The sequence below is a fragment of the Pseudoduganella sp. SL102 genome (genome assembly GCF_027856995.1).
In the GTDB taxonomy this organism is placed as follows: Bacteria; Pseudomonadota; Gammaproteobacteria; order Burkholderiales; family Burkholderiaceae_D; genus Rugamonas; species Rugamonas albidiflava.
In genome coordinates, this window is record NZ_CP115554.1 from 6,207,992 (window position 1) to 6,227,221 (window position 19,230).

15 protein-coding genes are annotated in these 19,230 nt (G+C 66.2%); 9 read left to right on the plus strand and 6 right to left on the minus strand.

Translation table 11 applies throughout. The annotated features are described in order from the left end of the window. Positions 1-6: 6 nt before the first annotated feature. Complete coding sequence (locus OU994_RS26275) at positions 7-1,257, minus strand: D-amino acid dehydrogenase (RefSeq protein ID WP_281608322.1); 1,251 nt, start codon at positions 1,255-1,257, stop codon at positions 7-9. A gap of 401 nt (positions 1,258-1,658) precedes the next feature. Between OU994_RS26275 and tal the strand changes: the two genes are divergently transcribed. The 5 genes from tal to OU994_RS26300 all read left to right on the plus strand — a co-directional run bounded on the left by tal (position 1,659) and on the right by OU994_RS26300 (position 9,970). Beyond that, positions 1,659-2,588, plus strand: a complete 930-nt coding sequence (gene tal, locus OU994_RS26280; RefSeq protein WP_281608323.1) for a transaldolase — start codon at positions 1,659-1,661, stop codon at positions 2,586-2,588. Between the two features lie 201 nt (positions 2,589-2,789). After that, on the plus strand, positions 2,790-3,968 hold the full coding sequence (locus tag OU994_RS26285; protein ID WP_281608324.1) for an efflux RND transporter periplasmic adaptor subunit: 1,179 nt from the start codon (positions 2,790-2,792) through the stop codon (positions 3,966-3,968). After that, the gene (locus OU994_RS26290) at positions 3,969-7,130 is read left to right on the plus strand and encodes an efflux RND transporter permease subunit (RefSeq protein WP_281608325.1); all 3,162 of its coding nucleotides are present in this window, start codon (positions 3,969-3,971) and stop codon (positions 7,128-7,130) included. Further along, the gene (locus OU994_RS26295) at positions 7,127-8,608 is read left to right on the plus strand and encodes an efflux transporter outer membrane subunit (RefSeq protein WP_281608326.1); all 1,482 of its coding nucleotides are present in this window, start codon (positions 7,127-7,129) and stop codon (positions 8,606-8,608) included. Before OU994_RS26290 ends, OU994_RS26295 begins: the two co-directional genes overlap by 4 nt. Positions 8,609-8,884: 276 nt before the next feature. Further along, positions 8,885-9,970: a patatin-like phospholipase family protein gene (locus OU994_RS26300; RefSeq protein WP_281608327.1), complete on the plus strand. Its 1,086-nt coding sequence runs from the start codon at positions 8,885-8,887 to the stop codon at positions 9,968-9,970. A 16-nt stretch (positions 9,971-9,986) separates the two neighbouring features. Here the strand turns inward: OU994_RS26300 and hemW are convergent, their stop codons facing one another. From hemW to OU994_RS26325, 5 genes are all read right to left on the minus strand, one after another. Then, complete coding sequence (gene hemW / locus OU994_RS26305) at positions 9,987-11,240, minus strand: radical SAM family heme chaperone HemW (protein WP_281608328.1); 1,254 nt, start codon at positions 11,238-11,240, stop codon at positions 9,987-9,989. Further along, on the minus strand, positions 11,237-11,821 hold the full coding sequence (rdgB, locus tag OU994_RS26310; RefSeq protein WP_281608329.1) for an RdgB/HAM1 family non-canonical purine NTP pyrophosphatase: 585 nt from the start codon (positions 11,819-11,821) through the stop codon (positions 11,237-11,239). Before rdgB ends, hemW begins: the two co-directional genes overlap by 4 nt. Before the next feature lie 97 nt (positions 11,822-11,918). Next, the gene (gene rph / locus OU994_RS26315) at positions 11,919-12,653 is read right to left on the minus strand and encodes a ribonuclease PH (protein ID WP_281608330.1); all 735 of its coding nucleotides are present in this window, start codon (positions 12,651-12,653) and stop codon (positions 11,919-11,921) included. Between the two features lie 70 nt (positions 12,654-12,723). Continuing rightward, the gene (locus tag OU994_RS26320; protein WP_281608331.1) at positions 12,724-13,644 is read right to left on the minus strand and encodes a PP2C family serine/threonine-protein phosphatase; all 921 of its coding nucleotides are present in this window, start codon (positions 13,642-13,644) and stop codon (positions 12,724-12,726) included. Between the two features lie 3 nt (positions 13,645-13,647). Beyond that, on the minus strand, positions 13,648-14,676 hold the full coding sequence (locus tag OU994_RS26325) for a serine/threonine-protein kinase (protein ID WP_281611726.1): 1,029 nt from the start codon (positions 14,674-14,676) through the stop codon (positions 13,648-13,650). A gap of 100 nt (positions 14,677-14,776) precedes the next feature. Here OU994_RS26325 and OU994_RS26330 point away from each other — a divergent pair, with 100 nt between their 5' ends. The 4 genes from OU994_RS26330 to OU994_RS26345 all read left to right on the plus strand — a co-directional run bounded on the left by OU994_RS26330 (position 14,777) and on the right by OU994_RS26345 (position 19,134). Next, positions 14,777-15,667, plus strand: coding sequence for a YicC/YloC family endoribonuclease (locus OU994_RS26330; RefSeq protein WP_131148892.1), 891 nt, complete (start codon positions 14,777-14,779; stop codon positions 15,665-15,667). 91 nt (positions 15,668-15,758) lie between these two features. After that, positions 15,759-16,400, plus strand: coding sequence for a guanylate kinase (gene gmk, locus OU994_RS26335; RefSeq protein ID WP_131144362.1), 642 nt, complete (start codon positions 15,759-15,761; stop codon positions 16,398-16,400). 187 nt (positions 16,401-16,587) lie between these two features. Continuing rightward, positions 16,588-16,791, plus strand: a complete 204-nt coding sequence (gene rpoZ / locus OU994_RS26340; RefSeq protein WP_131144361.1) for a DNA-directed RNA polymerase subunit omega — start codon at positions 16,588-16,590, stop codon at positions 16,789-16,791. Positions 16,792-16,854: 63 nt separating this feature from the next. After that, positions 16,855-19,134, plus strand: a complete 2,280-nt coding sequence (locus OU994_RS26345; protein WP_281608332.1) for a bifunctional (p)ppGpp synthetase/guanosine-3',5'-bis(diphosphate) 3'-pyrophosphohydrolase — start codon at positions 16,855-16,857, stop codon at positions 19,132-19,134. Positions 19,135-19,230 lie beyond the last annotated feature (96 nt).

Here is a 19,230-nt window from a genome sequence, read left to right on the forward strand (position 1 = left end):
TCCCTTTCAGGCCGCCAGCGGCGAACGCGACGCGCCCGGCTGCATGGTTTCTTCGACTTGACGCGCCACCTGTTCCGCCGTGGCGGCTGCCAGCGTCCACCCCAGGTGGCCGTGGCCCGTGTTGTAGAACACGCGCGGCGCCCGTCCCCTGCCCACCTTCGGCAACAGGTCCGGCATCATGGGCCGCAGGCCCGCCCAGGGCTGCACGCCGGCCGTGCGGACTTCGGGGAATTCGCGGTGGACCCAGTCGAGCAGCGGCCGGATGCGGTCGTGGCGGATGTCGCGGTCGAAGCCGGCGAATTCAGCGGTGCCGGCCACGCGGAAACGGTCGGCGCCGAAACGGCTGGCCACCAGCTTGGGCGCGTCGTCGACCAGGCTGACGGTGGGCGCGGCGGCGCGGCTGGCCGCGTCTTCCAGGTGCACGGTGATCGAGTACCCCTTGACCGGGTAGACATCGATCCGGTCGCCGGCCATGCGGCCCAGCGCGCGGCTGGCCGTGCCGGCGCAGATGATGGCCGCGTCGAAGCGTTGCACAGCGGTTTCGCCACCATGCCGCAGCGTGAGCGTGACGCCATCATCATGCGGTGCCAGCGCCAGCACATCACGCTCGCACAGCAGCTGCACGCCGCGGCGCACGCAGGCGGCGGCCAGGCCGGTGGTGAAACGGTGGATATCGCCGCTGCTGTCGCTGTCCGTGTAGCAGCCGCCGTAGTAGTCCCCGCTCAGCGCGGGTTCGATGGCGCGCATTTCCGACGGTGTCACCGCCTGCCGGACCAGCCCCGCTTCCGCCAGCAGGCGCGAGACCTGCTGCGCATGGTCGAAGCCGGCCTTGTCGCGATACAGGTGCAGGATGCCTTCGCGGCGCAGGTCGAAATCGATGCCCTCCTCTTCCGCCCAGGCAAACAGGTGCCGGCGCGCCGCGACGGCCATGCGGGCCAGCGCCACCGTGTTGTCCCGGTAGCGGGGAATCGCCGCCACGAACTTCGCCAGCCATGACACCTTGTGCCAGGTGGGCGCCGGGTGCAGCAGCAGCGGCGCATCCGGCTGCGTCATCCACCGCAGGCCCTTGCGCAGCGTGGCCGGGTGATTCCACACTTCCGCATGCGAAGCCGACAACTGGCCACCGTTCGCATACGAGGTTTCCATCGCCGGATAGCGGTGCCGCTCGAGGATTGTGACCGAAAAGCCACGCCGCGCCAGCGCGTAAGCCGTGGTGACACCGGTAACGCCGGCGCCGATGACTGCGATGTGTTTCATGGTGGACGAGCCTGTGCGGAGTGGCGCAAGGATACCCGAGTTGTCGGAATGTTTCCAAAAACCGGGGGCGTAGCAGAAATTTCAGGGAGCACCGCTCTCTGCCTGCGCAGCAGAGCTGGCCTGCAGGCTAGCTCTCCTGCCAGACCCCGATTTTTGGAAATATTTCCGAAAAAACGGGGACGGTCCCCTGCCTTTTGAAGCCTTATCGTATAAGCCGGGCAGTGGCCGATGCGCCACTATTTCGAATAATGCCATCAACCGCTGGTCGTTTTGCAACGGGGGACAGTCCCCGATTTGAGGAAATATTTCCGCGGATTGGGGACTGTCCCCGATTTCTGGCAACGGTTCCGCCGGCGCGATTCGGTACAATTGCGGTTTCTCCCCAATCGCCTGGCCCAGTCATGAATCAACTCGAACAGCTCAAGAAGTACACCAAAGTCGTTGCCGATACCGGCGACTTCCAGTCGATCAAGGCGTACACGCCGCGCGACGCCACCACCAACCCTTCGCTGATCCTGAAGGCGGTGCAGAAGGATGAGTACAAGCCGCTGCTGGAAAAAGCCGTGCGCGACAACCCGCACGCTTCCACCGGCGAGGTGATCGACCGGCTGCTGATCGCCTTCGGCGGCGAGATCCTGAAGATCGTTTCCGGCCGCGTGTCCACCGAGATCGATGCGCGCCTGTCGTTCGACGTGGAAGCCAACGTGGCCAAGGGCCGCGAACTGATCGACCTGTACGAGCGCGCCGGTTTCGACCGCGAGCGCGTGCTGATCAAGATCGCCTCCACCTGGGAAGGCATCAAGGCCGCCGAGATCCTGGAAAAGGAAATGATCCACACCAACCTGACGCTGCTGTTCTCGCTGCCGCAGGCGATCGCCTGCGCCGAAGCGGGCGTGCAGCTGATCTCGCCGTTCGTCGGCCGCATCTACGACTGGTACAAGAAGCAGACCGGCATCGAGTACGAAGGCGCGGAAGATCCGGGCGTGCAATCGGTGAAGAAAATCTACAACTACTTCCGCAAGTTCGGCTATGAGACCGAGGTGATGGGCGCCAGCTTCCGCAACACCAGCCAGATCCTGGAACTGGCCGGCTGCGACCTGCTGACGATCAGCCCGGACCTGCTGCAGAAGCTGGCCGACTCGAACGAACCGGTCGAGCGCAAGCTGGCGGCGGAGAGCGCCGGCGCGATGGCCAAGATGTCCGTCGACGAAAAGACCTTCCGCTTCATGCTGAACGAAGATGCGATGGCCACCGAAAAGCTGGCCGAAGGCATCCGCGCCTTCTGCGCCGACTCGGGCAAGCTGAAACAGATCATTTCCGGCATGCGCTAATTCCGGCATGTGCTAAAGCGGGAACCTGGCGATACGCGCCGCAACGTCGCGTATCCGCCAGCAACTTGCAAAAAGATAGGGAGCTTCGGCTCCCTTTCTTTTTATGGGCTTATGCGAAAACGTTATCTTGGCTGTTATAAAATAACTATCGCACCTTCCGCAGTTCCGCCGCCCTGCCGTTCTTTCGCGAGACATTCACCCATGAGTCATGTCGCACGTTGCACGCCTGCCGCTGTCGCCGTCCTGTCCCTGTCACTGCTTGCCGCCTGCGGCAAGAAGGAAACCGCTCCCCCCGCCCCGCCGCCGCCCACCGTCTCGGTGATCACCGTCTCGCCGGCCGCCGTGCCGGTGACGGATGAACTGCCCGGCCGCGTGGAAGCGTTCCGGGTCGCGCAGGTGCGGGCGCGCACGCCGGGCATCGTGCTGAAACGGGAATTCGAGGAAGGGTCGGACGTGAAGGCCGGGCAGATATTGTTCCGCATCGACCCGGCCGAATTCAGGGCCGGCTTCGCCAGTGCCGAGGCGGCCGTGCAGAAGGCAGAAGCCAACCTGGCGCAGGCCAACCTGCGCGAAAAGCGCTACAAGCCGCTGCTGGCCGCGCAGGCCGTCAGCCAGCAGGAATACGACGACGCGGTCACCGCGCAAAAGCAGGCCGCCGCCGACCTGGCCACCGCCAAGGCGGCGCGCCAGACCGCCGGCCTCACGCTGGGCTATGCGACCGTGACGGCGCCGATCGCCGGCCGCGTGGGCCGCGCGCTGGTGACGGAGGGCGCGCTGGTCGGCCAGGGCGAAGCGACACCGATGGCGCTGGTGCAGCAACTCGATCCGATCTACGTGACGGTGACGCAATCGGCCACCGAGCTGCAGCAGCTGCGCCAGGCGCTGGCCAGCGGCCGCCTGAAAAGCGTGGGCAGCGAGGCGGCGCGCGTGACGCTGATGCTGGAAACCGGCGAGCCATACCAGGCCGCCGGCAAGCTGCTGTTCTCGGATGCGTCGGTCGATGAAAGTACCGGCACCGTGTCGCTGCGGGCCCAGTTCCCGAACCCGAAGCGCGCGCTGCTGCCGGGCATGTACGTGCGGGCCCGTCTCGAACAGGGCATCGACGAAGCCGCGATCACGGTGCCGCAGCAGGCCATCGTGCGCGGCGCGGAAGGCGCCTCCGTGATGATCGTGGGCGCCGACAACAAGGTGATCGCCCAGCCGGTGAAGGCCGAGGCGTCGGTGGACAACAAATGGATCGTCAGCGAAGGCCTGAAAGGCGGTGAACGGATCATCGTCGAAGGCTTCCAGAAGGCCAAGCCCGGCTCGTCCGTCACGCCGCAGGCATGGCAGCCGGCGCAGGGAGGTTCCCCGGCAGCACCGGCCGCCAAGGGGGCCTAGATGCCACGCTTCTTCATCGACCGGCCCGTGTTCGCATGGGTGATCGCGCTGTTCATCCTGCTCGGCGGCGCCCTGGCCATCACGGTGTTGCCGATTGCCCAGTACCCCACCATCGCACCGCCGTCGATCGTGGTGACGGCCAACTACCCGGGCGCCACCGCCCAGGTGCTCGACGATGCCGTGACCAGCGTGATCGAGCAGGAAATGAACGGCGCCGAAGGCCTGCAGTACGTGGAATCGGAAAGCAATGCGGCCGGCGGCGTGACGATCACCGTCACCTTCCAGCCCGGCACCAATCCGGACATCGCCGCCGTGGACGTGCAGAACCGCATCAAGCGGGTCGAATCGCGCCTGCCGCAGGCGGTTACCCAGCAGGGCGTGCAGGTCAACAAGGCGCGCTCGAACATCCTGATGTTCGTCGGCGTGTATTCGACCGACGGACGGATGGACCCGAACGCCATCGGCGACTACATGGCGCGCAATGTCGTCAACGAGATCAAGCGCATCCCCGGCGTGGGCCAGGCCCAGCTGTTCGGTTCCGAGCGCGCGCTGCGCGTGTGGGTCGACCCGAACAAGCTGACCGGCTTCAAGCTGAACATGAGCGACGTGACGGCGGCAATCCGGGCGCAGAATGCCCAGGTCACGTCCGGCACGATCGGCGACCTGCCGAATCCCACCACGCAGAAGTACCAGGCGCCGGTGGTGGTGACCGGGCAGCTGACGTCGATCGAGCAGTTTTCCAGGGTGGTGCTGCGCGCCAATCCGGACGGTTCCACGGTGCGGCTGGGCGACGTGGCGCGCCTGGAACTGGGCGGCTCCAGCTACAACATCAGCGCGCGCCTGAATGGCCAGCCGTTCGTGGCGATCGCCGTGCAGCAGTCGCTGACCGGCAACGCGCTGGCCACGGCGGACCTGGTGAAAGCCAAGATGGAGGAGCTGCAGAAGTTCTTCCCGCCCGGCCTGAAGTACACGGTGCCGTACGATACCTCGACCTTCGTGCGCATCTCGATCGAGGAAGTGGTCAAGACACTGCTCGAGGCGGTGCTGCTGGTGTTCATCGTGATGTACGTGTTCCTGCAGAACTTCCGCTACACCATCATCCCCACCATCGTGGTGCCGGTCGCGCTGATGGGCACCTTCGCCGTGATGCAGCTGGCCGGGTTCTCGATCAACGTGCTGACCATGTTCGGCATGGTGCTGGCGATCGGCATCCTGGTCGACGATGCCATCGTGGTCGTCGAGAACGTCGAGCGCATCATGAGCGAGGAAGGCCTGTCGCCGCGCGAGGCCACGCGCAAGGCGATGACGCAGATCACCGGCGCGATCATCGGCATCACGCTGGTGCTGATCGCCGTGTTCGTGCCGATGGCCTTCTTCGGCGGCGCGGTGGGCGCCATCTACCGGCAGTTCTCGCTGTCGATGGTGGCGGCGATGGCGTTTTCGGCCCTGATGGCGCTGACCCTGACGCCGGCGCTGTGCGCCACCATGCTCAAGCCGGTGGAAAAAGGCCACCACGTGGAAAAGCGCGGCTTCTTCGGCTGGTTCAACCGCACGTTCGCGAAAACCGCCACGGGCTACCAGGGCATGGTGGCCAGGATCATCGCCCGCACCGGGCGCTGGATGCTGGTCTTCGCCTTGCTGCTGGCGCTGGTGGCGTGGCTGTACGTGCGCCTGCCGTCGTCGTTCCTGCCGAACGAGGACCAGGGCTACATCATCACCAACGTGCAGCTGCCGCCAGGTGCCTCGCGCTCCCGCACGGACGCGGTGCTGGCGAAAGTGGATGCGTATTTCCGCCAGCAGCCGGAAGTGGCGCGCACCATCGCGGTGGCCGGCTTCTCGTTCTCGGGCAATGGCCAGAACGCCGGCCTGGTGTTCGTGCCGCTGAAGGACTGGAGCGAGCGGGGCAAGGACCAGTCGGCCGACGCGCTCGCCGCGCGCGCGTTCGGCGCGCTGTCCGGCATTGCCGATGCGATCGTGTTCCCGCTGTCGCCGCCGCCGATCCGCGAGCTGGGCAACGCCACCGGCATCACCTCCCGGCTGCAGGACCGCAGCTCGCTGGGCCATGCCGCGCTGATGAATGCCCGCAACCAGCTGCTCGACATGGCCGGCAAGAGCGCGATACTCAGCGGCGTGCGGCCGGAAGGGCTGGAGGATGCGCCGCAGCTGCAGGTGGACATCGACCGCGAAAAGGCGCAGGCGCTGGGCGTCACGTTCGCCGACATCAACACCACGCTGTCCGCCGGCCTGGGTTCCTCGTACGTGAATGACTTCAACAGCAACAACCGCCAGCAGCGCGTGATCGTGCAGGCCGAGCAGAGCCGGCGCATGCAGCCGGAAGACATCCTGCGCCTGAACGTCCGCTCCGCAAGCGCGGCGAACGGCGGCGGCAACATGGTGCCCTTCTCCGCCTTCGCCACCACGCGCTGGATCAACGGCCCGGTGCAGCTGGTGCGCTACAACGGCTACCCGGCGATCAAGCTGACCGGCAATGCCGCGCCGGGCTACAGCACCGGCGATGCGATGGCCGAGCTGGAACGGCTGGCCGCGCAGCTGCCGCCCGGCTTCGGCATCGACTGGACCGGCCAGTCGCTGGAAGAGCGCACCTCCGGGGCCCAGGCGCCGATGCTGTTCGCGCTGTCGTTGCTGGCCGCGTTCCTGGTACTGGCGGCCCTGTACGAAAGCGAATCGATCCCGATCGCCGTGCTGCTGGTGGTGCCGCTGGGCGTGCTGGGCGCGCTGCTCGGCGCCCATCTGCGCGACTTGCCGAACGACGTGTACTTCAAGGTGGGCCTCATCGCCATCATCGGGCTGTCGGCCAAGAACGCCATCCTGATCATCGAATTCGCCAAGGACCTGCAGGCGCAGGGCATGGGCCTGGCCGAGGCCACGCTGGAAGCGGTGCACCTGCGCTTCCGCCCGATCATCATGACATCGCTGGCGTTCATCCTCGGCGTGCTGCCGCTGGTGGTGGCCAGCGGCGCCGGTTCGGCCAGCCAGCGCGCCATCGGCACGGGCGTGATGGGCGGCATGATCACGGCCACCGTGCTGGCCGTGTTCCTGGTGCCCGTATTCTTTGTCGTGATCCGCCGCATCTTCAAGGGCAGCGAGCGGCAGCGCCGCGTCGCCGCGCATGAACTGGACCTGCCGGAGACCAAGCCATGAAGCCGATACCATTGCCCCTGCTGTCAACATCACTTTCGCGCCGCGCCACGGCCCTGCTGGCCGCCGGCGCATTGTCGACCCTGTTGCCGGCCTGTTCGCTGGCGCCGAAGTACGAGCGCCCGGCCGCGCCGGTAGCCGCCGACTTCCCCACCACGCCGGCCGCCGCGGACGGCAAGGGCGCGCCGCCGCCCGCGGCCGATGCGAAGAGCGCCGTCGATACCGGCTGGCGCGAATTCTTCCCCGATGGGCGGCTGCAGGCCCTGATCGCCACGGCGCTGGAGAACAACCGCGACCTCCGCACTGCCGCCCTGCGGATCGAGGAAGCGCGCGCCGCTTACCGCGTGACGCGGGCCGACCGCCTGCCGACCGTGAATGCGGCGCTGTCCGGCACGCGGGCGCGCACCCCGGGCTTCCTGAACCCCGCCACGGGCCAGCCATCGATCGGCGAGCGCTTCGACGCCGGCCTGTCGATTTCCGCGTTCGAGCTGGATTTCTTCGGCCGCGTGCGCAGCCTGTCGGAAGCGGCGCTGGCCACCTACCTGGCCAGCGACGAGGCGCGGCAGGCGGCGCAGATCAGCATCGTGACCGAGGTGGCCAAGGCGTATTTCACCGAGCGCGCCTTCGCCGAACAGCTGGCGCTGGCGCAGCGCACGTATGAAGCGCGCCGCCGCACGTTCGAGCTGACGCGGCAACAGCTCGACGCGGGCGCCTCGTCGCTGCTCGACCTGCGCTCCAACGAGACGCTGATGGAAACGGCGCGCGCGGCGGCCCTGGCGCTGGCCCGGCAGCGGGCGCAGGCCGCCAACGCGCTGACCCTGCTGGTGGGCGCGCCGCCCGCGCAGCCGGCCGACACCGCGCCCCCGATGGCCGACGATGCGCGGATCGACGCGATGAGCGCCGTGCCGGCCGGCCTGCCGTCCGACCTGATCACGCGCCGGCCGGACATCCGCGCCGCCGAGCAGCGGCTGATCGCGGCCAATGCCAATATCGGCGCCGCGCGCGCCGCGTTCTTCCCGCGCATCTCGCTGACGGCGGCGATCGGCAGCGCCAGCCCGGAATTCTCGCAGCTGTTCGACGGCGGCAACGACACCTGGTCGTTCGTGCCCCAGCTGACCCTGCCGATCTTCGACGCCGGCCGCAACCGCGCCAACCTCACGCTTTCCGAAGTGCGCAAGAACATCGCCGTGGCCGATTACGAACGCACCATCCAGGCCGCGTTCCGCGAAGTGGCCGACGCGCTGGCCGCCCGCAGCTACCTGGGCGACCAGGTGGCCGCGCAGCGGGCGATCCAGGATGCCCAGGCCGAACGCCTGCGGCTGCTCACGCTGCGCTTCGAGAACGGCGTGGCCAGCTCGCTGGACGTGCTCGACGCGCAGCGCGAGCTGTTCTCGGCCGAGCAGGAACTGGTGCAGGCGCGGCTGCTGCGCACCACCAGTGCCATCGACCTGTATCGGGCGCTGGGGGGCGGCTTGCGGTAGCGGACGGCAATGTACCTCCGCCCAACGGCAGGAATTGGAGTCTGACCTGCTGCCCTTAAGTTAAGCGTTACCCAAGACATTGAAAGCGCATGCATTCACCCCAACAGCGAAAGGCTGGGGTCAGACCCGGCGGGTCTGACCCCGGAATTTGCACTTGGGGTGGCTTATCGAAGCCGCACTAGCGTCTGACACCTGTTCTCTTATGCCAACAGTGTTGCCGGACGCACGTAGTACGCCCGCAGCCGGCATCGGTGGCGGATGCCATTACAATGCCGCATGGACTCCCCCATCACCATCCGCCTGGGCGCCCGCGCGCGCCAGCGCATCGCGGCCGAAGGCCTGCAACCCGCCGACATCGCCATCATCCCCGCCGCGGCGGGCGGGCCGAAAGGCTTGATCCTGAACGGCATCGACACCTGGCTGTCCGGCGACTGGCTGCCGCGCGCGCCGCGTGAACGGCGGCTGATCGGCGCGTCGATCGGCGCCTGGCGGATGGCCGCGATGGCGTTCGCCGATCCCGTGGCGGCGCACAAGCGGCTGGCCTACCACTACACGCACCAGACCTACCCGGCCAGGATCGACGCGGCCTACGTGACGCGAACGGTCCGTGGCCTGCTGGAAGAAGTGCTGGGCGGGCATGGCGACGAAGTGCTGGCCCATCCGCATCATCGGGTAACCGTGATCACCGCGCGCGGCATCGGGCCGCTGGCCGCTACCGGCGGCGTGCGCTGGCGCGAGATGGCGGGTTTCCTGCGCGCCGCGGCCGGCAATGCGGTCTCGCGCAGCCGGCTGGCGCGCGGCATGGAACGCGTGCTGTTCCACGACCCGCGCGACGACAGCGCCTGGCTGCGCGAGCGCTTCGATGCCTTCGCCTCGCATTTCGTCGGCCTGGACGCGGCCAACCTGCGCGGCGCGCTGCTGGCCTCCGGCTCGATTCCCCTCGTGCTGGAAGCGGTACGCGACATCGCCGGCGCGCCGCCCGGCACGTACTGGGACGGCGGCCTGGTCGACTACCACCTGCACCTGCCCTACCAGCGCGATCCCGGCCTGGTGCTGTACCCGCACTTCACCGACTACATCGTGCCCGGCTGGCTCGACAAGTCGCTGCCGTGGCGCCGCGCGCGTGCCCAGTCCGGCGAGCTCGCGCTGGAAAACGTGGTCCTTGTCAGCCCTTCGCCATCGTTCGTGGCCCGGCTGCCGAACCGCAAGCTGCCGGACCGGAACGACTTCAAGCACTACGGGCAAGACCACGCCGCCCGCATCCGCGACTGGATGCAGGCGATCGGCGAAAGCGAACGGATGGCCGAGGCACTGGCCAGGTGGGCGGAAAAGCCGGACCTGAAGGTAGCGGCCGCGTTCTAGGCGCGGCCGCCACGGGTCAGCCCAGGAAGATCTGCTGCAGGTCGTTCAGGAAGCGGTGCCCCAGCTCGGTCGGGCGGATGATGGCGTGGTCGCGGTAGATCAGGCCTTTCGCCTCGGCCGCGTTGAGCTGTTTCTCGATGGTGTTCAGCGCCAGGCCGGTGCGCTCGGTAAACAGGTTCGGGGCGAAGCCATCCTGCAGGCGCAGTGTATTGAGCATGAACTCGAAGCCCATCTCGTCGCGCGCGATTTCGTTCTCTTCCTGTACCGGCGTGCCGTTCGCCACCTGTTCCATGTACGACTTCGGCTGCTTGTAGCGCGCCTGCCGCAGCACGCGGTGGGGGAACGACAGTTTCGAATGCGCGCCGGCGCCGATGCCCAGGTAGTCGCCGAACTGCCAGTAGTTCAGGTTGTGCTTGGCCTGGTGCCCGGGCCGCGCGTAGGCCGACACCTCATAGTGGCCATAGCCCGCCGCACCGGTCATTTCGGCGACCAGGTCCTGCATGTCGGCGCTGGTGTCGTCGTCCGGCAGCTCGGGCGGATACTTGGCGAACACCGTGTTGGGTTCCATCGTCAGGTGATACAGCGACAGGTGCGGCGGCTGGAATGCCAGGGCGGTGGCCAGGTCGGCGCGCGCCTCGTCCAGGGTCTGCCCGGGCAGCGCGTACATCAAATCGAGGTTGAAGTTGTCGAACGTGGCGTGGGCGATATCGACCGCGCGGCGCGCTTCGCCATCGTCGTGGATGCGGCCCAGTGCCTGCAGGTGCCGCGCGTTGAAGCTCTGGATGCCGATCGACAGGCGGTTGATGCCGCTGGCGCGGTAGCTGCGGAATTTCTCCACTTCGAAGGTGCCGGGATTGGCTTCCATCGTGATCTCGGCATCGCTGTCCAGCGGCAGCAGGGTGCGCAGGTCGGACAGCAGCCGGTCCAGGCCCGCGGCGGACATCAGGCTCGGCGTGCCGCCGCCGATGAACACCGTGTGGATCTTGCGGCCCCAGATCAGCGGCAGCGCCATTTCCAGGTCCAGCCGCAGCGCGTCGAGGTATGCCTTCTCCGGCACTTCGCCCTTGGCTTCGTGCGAATTGAAATCGCAGTACGGGCACTTGCGCACGCACCATGGCCAGTGCACGTACAGCGACAGCGGCGGCAGCGCGGCCAGGTTCAGCGCCCCCGGCTGCAGGTATTGCGCGGCCACGCCGGCCGCGGCATCGATGGTGCGCGCCGGCGCGACGCTCTTGCCGGCACCCGCGCCGACCGGTTTGATGGGAATCATTTCAGCTTTTCCACCAGTGCACGCAATGCCTGGCCGCGGTGCGACAGGCGGTTCTTCTCTTCCGGCGCCAGTTCCGCCGTGGTCTTGCCCAGCTCGGGAATGTAAAAATGCGGATCGTAGCCGAAGCCGCCGTCGCCGCGCGGCTCGGCCTGGATCACGCCGCGCCATGTGCCGTCGGCGATCACCGGCTGCGGGTCGTCGGCATGGCGCACGAACACCAGCACGCAGTAGTAATAGGCCGACTTGTCGCCATGCGCTGCCAGGTCGGCGACCAGCTTCGCGTTGTTGGCGGCATCGGACTTCGGTTCGCCCGCGTAGCGCGCCGAGTAGACGCCGGGCGCGCCGCCCAGCGCGTTGACGCAGACGCCGGAATCGTCCGCCAGCGCCGGCAGGCCGGTCAGCCGCGACGCATGCCGCGCCTTTTGCAGCGCGTTCTCGACAAAGGTGTGGAACGGCTCGTCCGCTTCCGGCACGTTGAATTCGCCCTGCGCGTGCACCTCGAAGCCGACGGTGGACAGCAGCGTGTTGAATTCCTTCAATTTGCCCGCGTTGTTCGAGGCGAGGATGAGTTTCTGGGTCATAAAAGATGTCACTGCGAACAATTCGGGACGGACCCTGTTTTTAGGGAAATTTCTTCAAAAACAGGGTCTGTCCCCAATTTTGGTTGGGGGCGGTATTTTACCCCGCCAGCCCCAGTTCCCGCTTCTGCAGCCGGATCAGGTCGGCGATGCCGGCATCGGCCAGGTCGAGCAGCCGGTTCATCGTGGCGCGGTCGAAGGCGGCGCCTTCGGCGGTGCCCTGCACTTCGACGAAGTGGCCGGCGTCCGTCATGATCACGTTCATGTCGGTGTCGCAGGCGGAATCTTCCGGGTAGTCCAGGTCCAGCACCGGAGTGCCCTGGAACACGCCGACGGAGATCGCGGCGACGAAGTGCTTCACCGGCACGGCCGGGATCGTGCCCTTCTCCACCAGTTTCGTGAACGCGTCGTACGCGGCAACCATCGCGCCGGTGATCGACGCGGTACGGGTACCGCCGTCGGCCTGGATCACGTCGCAGTCCAGGTGCAGCGTGCGTTCGCCGAAAGCCTCCAGGTCGAACGCGGCGCGCAGCGAACGGCCGATCAGGCGCTGGATTTCCTGGGTACGCCCGCTCTGCTTGCCCCTGGCGGCTTCGCGGTCCATGCGCGAGTGCGTGGAGCGGGGCAGCATGCCGTATTCGGCGGTCAGCCAGCCCTGCCCTTTGCCCTTCAGGAAGCCCGGCACTTTTTCTTCGATGCTGGCGGTGCAGATCACCTTGGTGTCGCCGCATTCGATCAGCACGGAACCTTCGGCATGCTTGGTGTACTGGCGGGTCAGGCGCACGGTGCGCAACTGGTCGACGGCGCGGCCGCTGGGGCGGGTCTGGATGGTCATGGACGGTGGTATCGCTTTCTGTTCGAGTATTTGATTGAGCAATTGCTTGAGTAGCTGCCCGGGTAAGGGGTTACTTGAGCAACTGGGAAGATTTTTCGATCGCCAGGCGGATCTCGGCGATGGCCCGGTCGATCTCGGCTTCGTCGAACGGATCGGCCGGCGCGATCGACGTGCCGTGCCGCCCGCTGGCCAGCGATTCGGTGGAGACGATCGTCGACCCGGCGGCCGGCGCATCGGCTGGCCGCCCTTCGGCGGCCTCCTGCCAGGCGATGGCCAGGCCGGTGACGTTGTCGCTGCCGGCACCGGCCACCCGCAGCGCGCTGCGCAGCAGGTCGGGAACGGCACGCTCGACGGCGCCGGTGGAGAGCGCGGCCACCAGCTCTTCTTCTGGCAGCACGGCCCACAGGCCGTCCGAGCATAATAGCATCACGTCGCCCGTCTCCAGGCCGGCCTGCCGCGACAGCTCGACCTTCGGCGCGGCCTGCGCGCCCAGGCAGTTGTACAGCTTGTTGCGGTCCGGGTGCGTGTGGCGCTCCGACTCCGGCACGCGGCCGCCATGGATCAGCTTTTCGATGTGCGAATGGTCGCGCGTGCGCGCCAGGATGCGCCCGCCGCGCAGCAGGTACAGCCGCGAATCGCCGCAATGCGCCCAGGTGGCCGTGTTGTGCTGCACCACGCAGGCAACAATGGTGGTGCGCGGCGTTTCCGGCCAGCCCTGCGCGCCGGCGTGGCGGTGGATTTCGCGGTGCGCGGCATGGCAGGCATCTTCCAGGAAGCGCGCCGGCCCCTTCACGTAGGGATCGGACTGTTGCTGGAACAGCACGGAAATCGTTCGCAGCGCGATGGCGGCGGCCACCTCGCCGCGCGGGTGCCCGCCCATGCCGTCCGCCAGCACGAGCAGCAGCGCGTCGCGGGTGTAGCAGTAGCCCATCCGGTCCTGGTTCATGCTGCGCCCGCCGATGTGGCTTTCCTGGTAGACCGAGAATCGCATGGCCTATCCCTGTACCGTATCGGCTGCTTCGCCGCCGCGCTGCGGGCGCAGGCGGCGCGCCAGCGTCCGCAGCCGGGCGAACGTGCCGGCCGGCGCCGGTGGTGCCGGTGGCGCCGGCGATGCCGATGATGCCGCCGATGCCGATGCCGGCTCCAGCGCCTGCAGTGCCTTCTGCATTTCAAACAGGCTTTGCGGGCGGGCCAGCGGATCGAGCGCCAGCGCGCGGCGCACCAGGGCGATCAGCGGCGCCGGATAGCGTTCGGCCAGTTTGGCGAAATGCTGCTCCATGCCATCGCCCTTGCGGCGTTCCTCGGCGGGCTGCGGTGGCGCCCCGGCCATGCAGGCGAACATCGCGGCGCCGATGCCGTAGGCGTCGGTCCAGGGCCCCAGCGGCGATGTCTTGATGGTCAGTTCGGGTGCGGCAAAGCCGGGCGTGTACATCGGCGTCAGGGTCAGCGCGCCGGAATCGATGGTGCGGCGTGCCGCGCCGAAATCGAGCAGCAGCGGCGTGCCGTCGGCGCGCAGGTATATATTGGCCGGCTTTAAATCGAGGTGCAGCAAGCCATTGGCATGCACTTCGCGCAATCCTTTCAATACCTGCATGAAAACCTGCCGGATAAATGCCTCGCCGATCTGGCCGCCTTTGGCGCGCTGCCGCGAGATTTGCTCCTGCAATGTGTGGCCGGATTCATACGCCATTACCATGTACACGGTATCGTGCGCGCGAAAGAAATTCAGCACGCGCACCACATTGGGATGGGCGATTTTCGCCAGCGCGCGCCCTTCCTCGAAAAAGCATTTCAGGCCGAGGCGGAATACCGGCAGGTTTGCCGCTGAAACGGCGGGCGCCAGTTCACCCTCTTGACGCAATGCCAACGCGCTTGGTAAATACTCCTTGATGGCCACCGCATTGCCCTCGGCGTCATAGGCAAGATAGACAATACTGAACCCGCCGGACGCAATTTTCTTTACAATGCGGTATCCAGCCAGCTCCAGCCCATCCGGCAACGGGACGTTGTTTTGTGCAGCCATGTATTTCCTCGCGTCAACCAACGCACTGAGACCGGATTGTGTGGACAAAACCAGGCATTTGTAAAGATAAAATCGGGGATATCCATTGAGCATTTCCAGCATGACGGGCTACGCGGTTGCCACCAGCGAAAGCGCGGCGGGAACTCTGACCATTGAAATCAAGAGCGTCAATTCCCGTTTTCTCGACCTTCAATTCCGCATCAACGACGATTTGCGCGCGCTCGAACCCGACCTGCGCGCCGCGATCATGGCCGCCATCACGCGCGGCAAGGTGGAAATCCGGTTGAGTTTCGGCCGCAAGGCCGCCGGCGCCGGCACCCAGGCGCTGAATATCCCCTTGCTCAATGAACTGGCCCGCCTGCAGAACGAGGTGACCACCCATTTCGCCGGCGCGCATGCGATGTCGGTCGCCGAACTGCTGCGCTGGCCGGGCGTCGTCGAAGAAGCGCAGATTGGCCAGGAAACGCTGCAGGCCGACGTGGCCGCGCTGATGGCGACCACCGTCGAAGCCTTCGTGAACAGCCGCCAGCGCGAAGGCGCGGCGCTGGAAGCGATGCTGGTCTCGCGCATCGAGGCCATGGAAGCCATCGTCAAGCGCATCACCCCGCTGATCCCGCAGGTGGTGGCCGCTTTCCAGCAAAAGGCGATCGAGCGCATGCAGGAAGCGCTGGGCCTGGCGTCGCAGGGATCGAACGCGGCACTGTCGCGCCAGGACGCGATGGAACGCATCCGCCAGGAAGTGATCCTGTATGGCATCCGCATCGACGTGGCCGAGGAACTGGGCCGGCTGTCCGCGCACCTCGGCGAGACCCGCCACATCCTGAAAAAAGGCGGCCAGGTCGGCAAGCGCCTCGATTTCATGATGCAGGAACTGAACCGCGAAGCCAACACGCTGGGCGCGAAAGCCTCCGTCAAGGAGCTGGCGGACGCATCGATGGAACTGAAACTGCTGATCGAGCAGATGCGCGAACAGGTGCAGAACCTGGAGTAACAGCGGGGCGATGCACCGCGGGCAGGTGAAAAGTTCGATTGCTCTTGGTAAAATACGCCTTTTGGGCCTCGCCCGCGAATCGGAATTGAACATGAATCAACACTTCTCCGGCAGCCTGTTCATGGTTGCGGCCCCCTCCGGCGCCGGCAAGTCCACCCTGGTCAACGCGCTGCTGGCGCAGGAGCCGGCGATCAGGCTGTCGATTTCAACGACGACGCGGCCGCCGCGCCCGGGCGAAGAGCACGGCCGTGAATACTTCTTCACGACCACCGAGGATTTCATCGCCCGCGCCGACGCGGGCGAGTTCCTCGAATGGGCCGAAGTGCATGGCAATTACTATGGCACCTCGCGCCTGTTCGTCGAGGAGCAGATGCGGGCCGGCACCGACATCCTGCTCGAGATCGACTGGCAGGGTGCGCGCCAGGTGAAGAAGCAGTTCCCGCAGGCGGCCGGCATCTTCATCCTGCCGCCATCGATCGCGGCGCTGGAAGAGCGGCTGCACAAGCGTGGGCAGGACGAACCGAACGTGATAACACGGCGCCTGCTGGCGGCCGGTGGCGAGATCGCCCACGCTCCCGAGTTCGAGTATGTTATTATCAATGAAGAGTTTCCGGTCGCCTTGCTTGAGCTGAGCGCGATCGTCCGATCGGCCCGTTGCCGGTTTGCGCAACAGGCGGCCCGCAATGCATCGCTGTTTGCCCAGCTGGGCATTCACGCCGAGCAGCACGATTGACAGCGTCCCGAGACAGCGTTGCCGCGACAGAATTCAATAAAAAATGCGCGATTCAGTATTTTCGATACTGAATCGCCAAGACAGCGTTGTTGAATACAACGTGTTACAAGACGTCTTTTACAACGTTTTTTACAACGTTCAATAGCGTTTCCAATCCATCCTTTCCAGAATTAGCCCAGGAGTTACCATGGCCCGTATTACGATCGAAGATTGCCTGCAGAATGTGCCGAACCGTTTCCAGCTGACCCTGGCTGCGACCTATCGCGCCCGCCAGCTGCTGCAGGGCCACACCCCGAAGGTGGAAGCCAAGGACAAGCCGACCGTACTGGCACTGCGCGAGATCGCTGCCGGCAAGGTCGGCATCGAAATGCTGAAAAAGGTTCCGATGTAATTTTGGTGCCACGGATTCACCGCACCGCCACAGGTTCTCCAGTTGAATTACACTGCGAACACCATGAACCTGAACTCCACTGAATCCGGCATCACTGAACGCCCCGTTTCGCGGGGCCGCCGCTCGGCCGCCCGGCCGGACGGCGATGCCGGCCAGCCCCCTGCCATTTCCACGTCGCCCCTTGCGGCGCCGATGACGCCCGCCGGCGTTGCCACGATCAGCCACCTCACCGAAAAGCTTGCCGAGTACATGAGCGAGGCCGACCTGAAGAAGGTCAAGGAAGCCTACCGTTTCTCGGACGAGATGCACCTGGGCCAGGTGCGCAAGTCGGGCGAGCCCTATATTTCGCACCCGATCGCGGTGGCCGAGATCTGCGCGGACTGGAAGCTCGACGCCCAGGCACTGATGGCGGCGCTGCTGCACGACGTGATGGAAGACCAGGACGTCAAGAAGGAAGAGCTGATCGAGCGCTTCGGCGCGCCGGTCGCGCAACTCGTCGACGGCCTGTCGAAACTTGAGAAGATCGAGTTCCAGAGCCAGATCGAGGCGCAGGCGGAAAACTTCCGCAAGATGCTGCTGGCGATGGCCTCGGACGTACGCGTCATCCTGATCAAGCTGGCCGACCGCCTGCACAACATGCGCACGCTGGACGTGATGGCGCCCGCCAAGAAGCAGCGCATCGCCAAGGAAACGATGGAAGTGTATGTGCCGATCGCCCACCGGCTCGGCCTGAACAACATCTACCGCGAACTGCAGGACCTGTCGTTCTCGCACCTGTACCCGCTGCGCTACCACGTGCTGGCGAAGGCTGTGAAGGCCGCGCGCGGCAACCGGCGCGAAGTGGTCGGCAAGATCCTCGACTCGGTGAAGAACACGCTGGGCATGGCCGGCATCCACGCGGAAGTGTACGGCCGCGAAAAGACGCTGTACGGCATCTACAAGAAGATGCGGTCGAAGCACCTCACTTTCTCGCAGGTGCTCGACGTGTACGGCTTCCGCGTCGTCGTCGACAGCTTCCCGAACTGCTACGTGGCGCTGGGCACGCTGCATTCGCTGTACAAGCCGATGCCGGGCAAGTTCAAGGATTACATCGCCATCCGCAAGCTGAACGGCTACCAGTCGCTGCACACCACGCTGATCGGCCCGTACGGCACGCCGGTGGAGTTCCAGATCCGCACACAGGAAATGCACCGCACCGCCGAATCCGGCGTGGCGGCGCACTGGCTGTACAAGAACAGCGATGCGAACATGACTGACATGCAGCAGCGCACCCACGCGTGGCTGCAATCGCTGCTGGACATCCAGCAACAGACCGGCGACTCGGCCGAGTTCCTCGAACACGTGAAGGTCGACCTGTTCCCCGACTCCGTCTACGTGTTCACGCCGAAGTCGAAGATCATCGCCATGCCGCGCGGCGCCACGCCGATCGATTTCGCGTACGCGATCCACACGGGCATCGGCGACCATACCGTGTCCGTGACGATCAACGGCGAACCGGCCCCGCTGCGCGCCGAGCTGCGCAACGGCGATATCGTCGAAGTGGTGACCGACCCGAATTCCCGGCCAAGCCCGAGCTGGCTGTCCTTCGTCCGCACGGGCAAGGCGCGCTCGGCGATCCGGCACCACCTGCGCACCATCAACCTGCCCGAATCGATCGGGCTGGGCCGGCAACTGCTGCAGCAGGCGCTGGCCGGCATCAGCATTTCGCCGGACTTGCCGGAGCCGCTGGTGGAACGCCTGCTGAACGAATCGTCGGCCAAGTCGATGGACGAACTGTATGCCGACATCGGCATCGGCAAGCGCATGGCGGCGCTCGTGGCGCGGCACATCTTCGGCCTGCTGGGCGGCGAATCGGCCTCGGTGCCGATCGACCACAATTCCGCGGCCGACCTCGACCCGGTCACGATCTACGGCAGCGAAGGCGTGTCCGTGCAGCTGGCGCCGTGCTGCCTGCCGATCCCGGGCGACCAGATCATTGGCCAGCTGCGCCGCGACCAGGGCCTGCAGGTGCACACCTCGGACTGCAGCGTGGCCCGGCGCCAGCGCCAGAAGGAACCGGACCGCTGGATCGCCGTCAAGTGGGGCACGGAACTGAACCGCCGCTTCGACAGCCGCATCCGCCTGCTGATCAACAACGAAAAGGGCATCCTCGCCCGCGTGGCCGCCGAGATCGGCGAATCCGACGGCAACATCACCTTCGTCGGCATGGATGAAGACAACGACCACGTGCTGCACCAGCTGCGCTTCACCATCCAGGTGAAGGACCGCGTGCACCTGGCCGGTCTGCTGCGCAACGTGCGCAAGGTGACTGGCGTGAATCGGGTATCCCGCGAGCGGGGGTAAGCGCTGGCAAGCCGGCGCCGCGTCTGGTGTCGGACACCGGTTTTTCCTTGCGCCTGCGCAGTCCGCGAAAGACAAGCCAACAGGTTGTTGGCGCTT

Bases quoted from the DNA above. Each gene is read 5' to 3' on its own strand.
- OU994_RS26275 (WP_281608322.1), bottom strand. From the start codon at position 1,257: ATGAAACACATCGCAGTCATCGGCGCCGGCGTTACCGGTGTCACCACG.
- tal (WP_281608323.1), top strand. From the start codon at position 1,659: ATGAATCAACTCGAACAGCTCAAGAAGTACACCAAAGTCGTTGCCGAT.
- OU994_RS26285 (WP_281608324.1), top strand. From the start codon at position 2,790: ATGAGTCATGTCGCACGTTGCACGCCTGCCGCTGTCGCCGTCCTGTCC.
- OU994_RS26290 (WP_281608325.1), top strand. From the start codon at position 3,969: ATGCCACGCTTCTTCATCGACCGGCCCGTGTTCGCATGGGTGATCGCG.
- OU994_RS26295 (WP_281608326.1), top strand. From the start codon at position 7,127: ATGAAGCCGATACCATTGCCCCTGCTGTCAACATCACTTTCGCGCCGC.
- OU994_RS26300 (WP_281608327.1), top strand. From the start codon at position 8,885: ATGGACTCCCCCATCACCATCCGCCTGGGCGCCCGCGCGCGCCAGCGC.
- hemW (WP_281608328.1), bottom strand. From the start codon at position 11,240: ATGATTCCCATCAAACCGGTCGGCGCGGGTGCCGGCAAGAGCGTCGCG.
- rdgB (WP_281608329.1), bottom strand. From the start codon at position 11,821: ATGACCCAGAAACTCATCCTCGCCTCGAACAACGCGGGCAAATTGAAG.
- rph (WP_281608330.1), bottom strand. From the start codon at position 12,653: ATGACCATCCAGACCCGCCCCAGCGGCCGCGCCGTCGACCAGTTGCGC.
- OU994_RS26320 (WP_281608331.1), bottom strand. From the start codon at position 13,644: ATGCGATTCTCGGTCTACCAGGAAAGCCACATCGGCGGGCGCAGCATG.
- OU994_RS26325 (WP_281611726.1), bottom strand. From the start codon at position 14,676: ATGGCTGCACAAAACAACGTCCCGTTGCCGGATGGGCTGGAGCTGGCT.
- OU994_RS26330 (WP_131148892.1), top strand. From the start codon at position 14,777: ATGACGGGCTACGCGGTTGCCACCAGCGAAAGCGCGGCGGGAACTCTG.
- gmk (WP_131144362.1), top strand. From the start codon at position 15,759: ATGAATCAACACTTCTCCGGCAGCCTGTTCATGGTTGCGGCCCCCTCC.
- rpoZ (WP_131144361.1), top strand. From the start codon at position 16,588: ATGGCCCGTATTACGATCGAAGATTGCCTGCAGAATGTGCCGAACCGT.
- OU994_RS26345 (WP_281608332.1), top strand. From the start codon at position 16,855: ATGAACCTGAACTCCACTGAATCCGGCATCACTGAACGCCCCGTTTCG.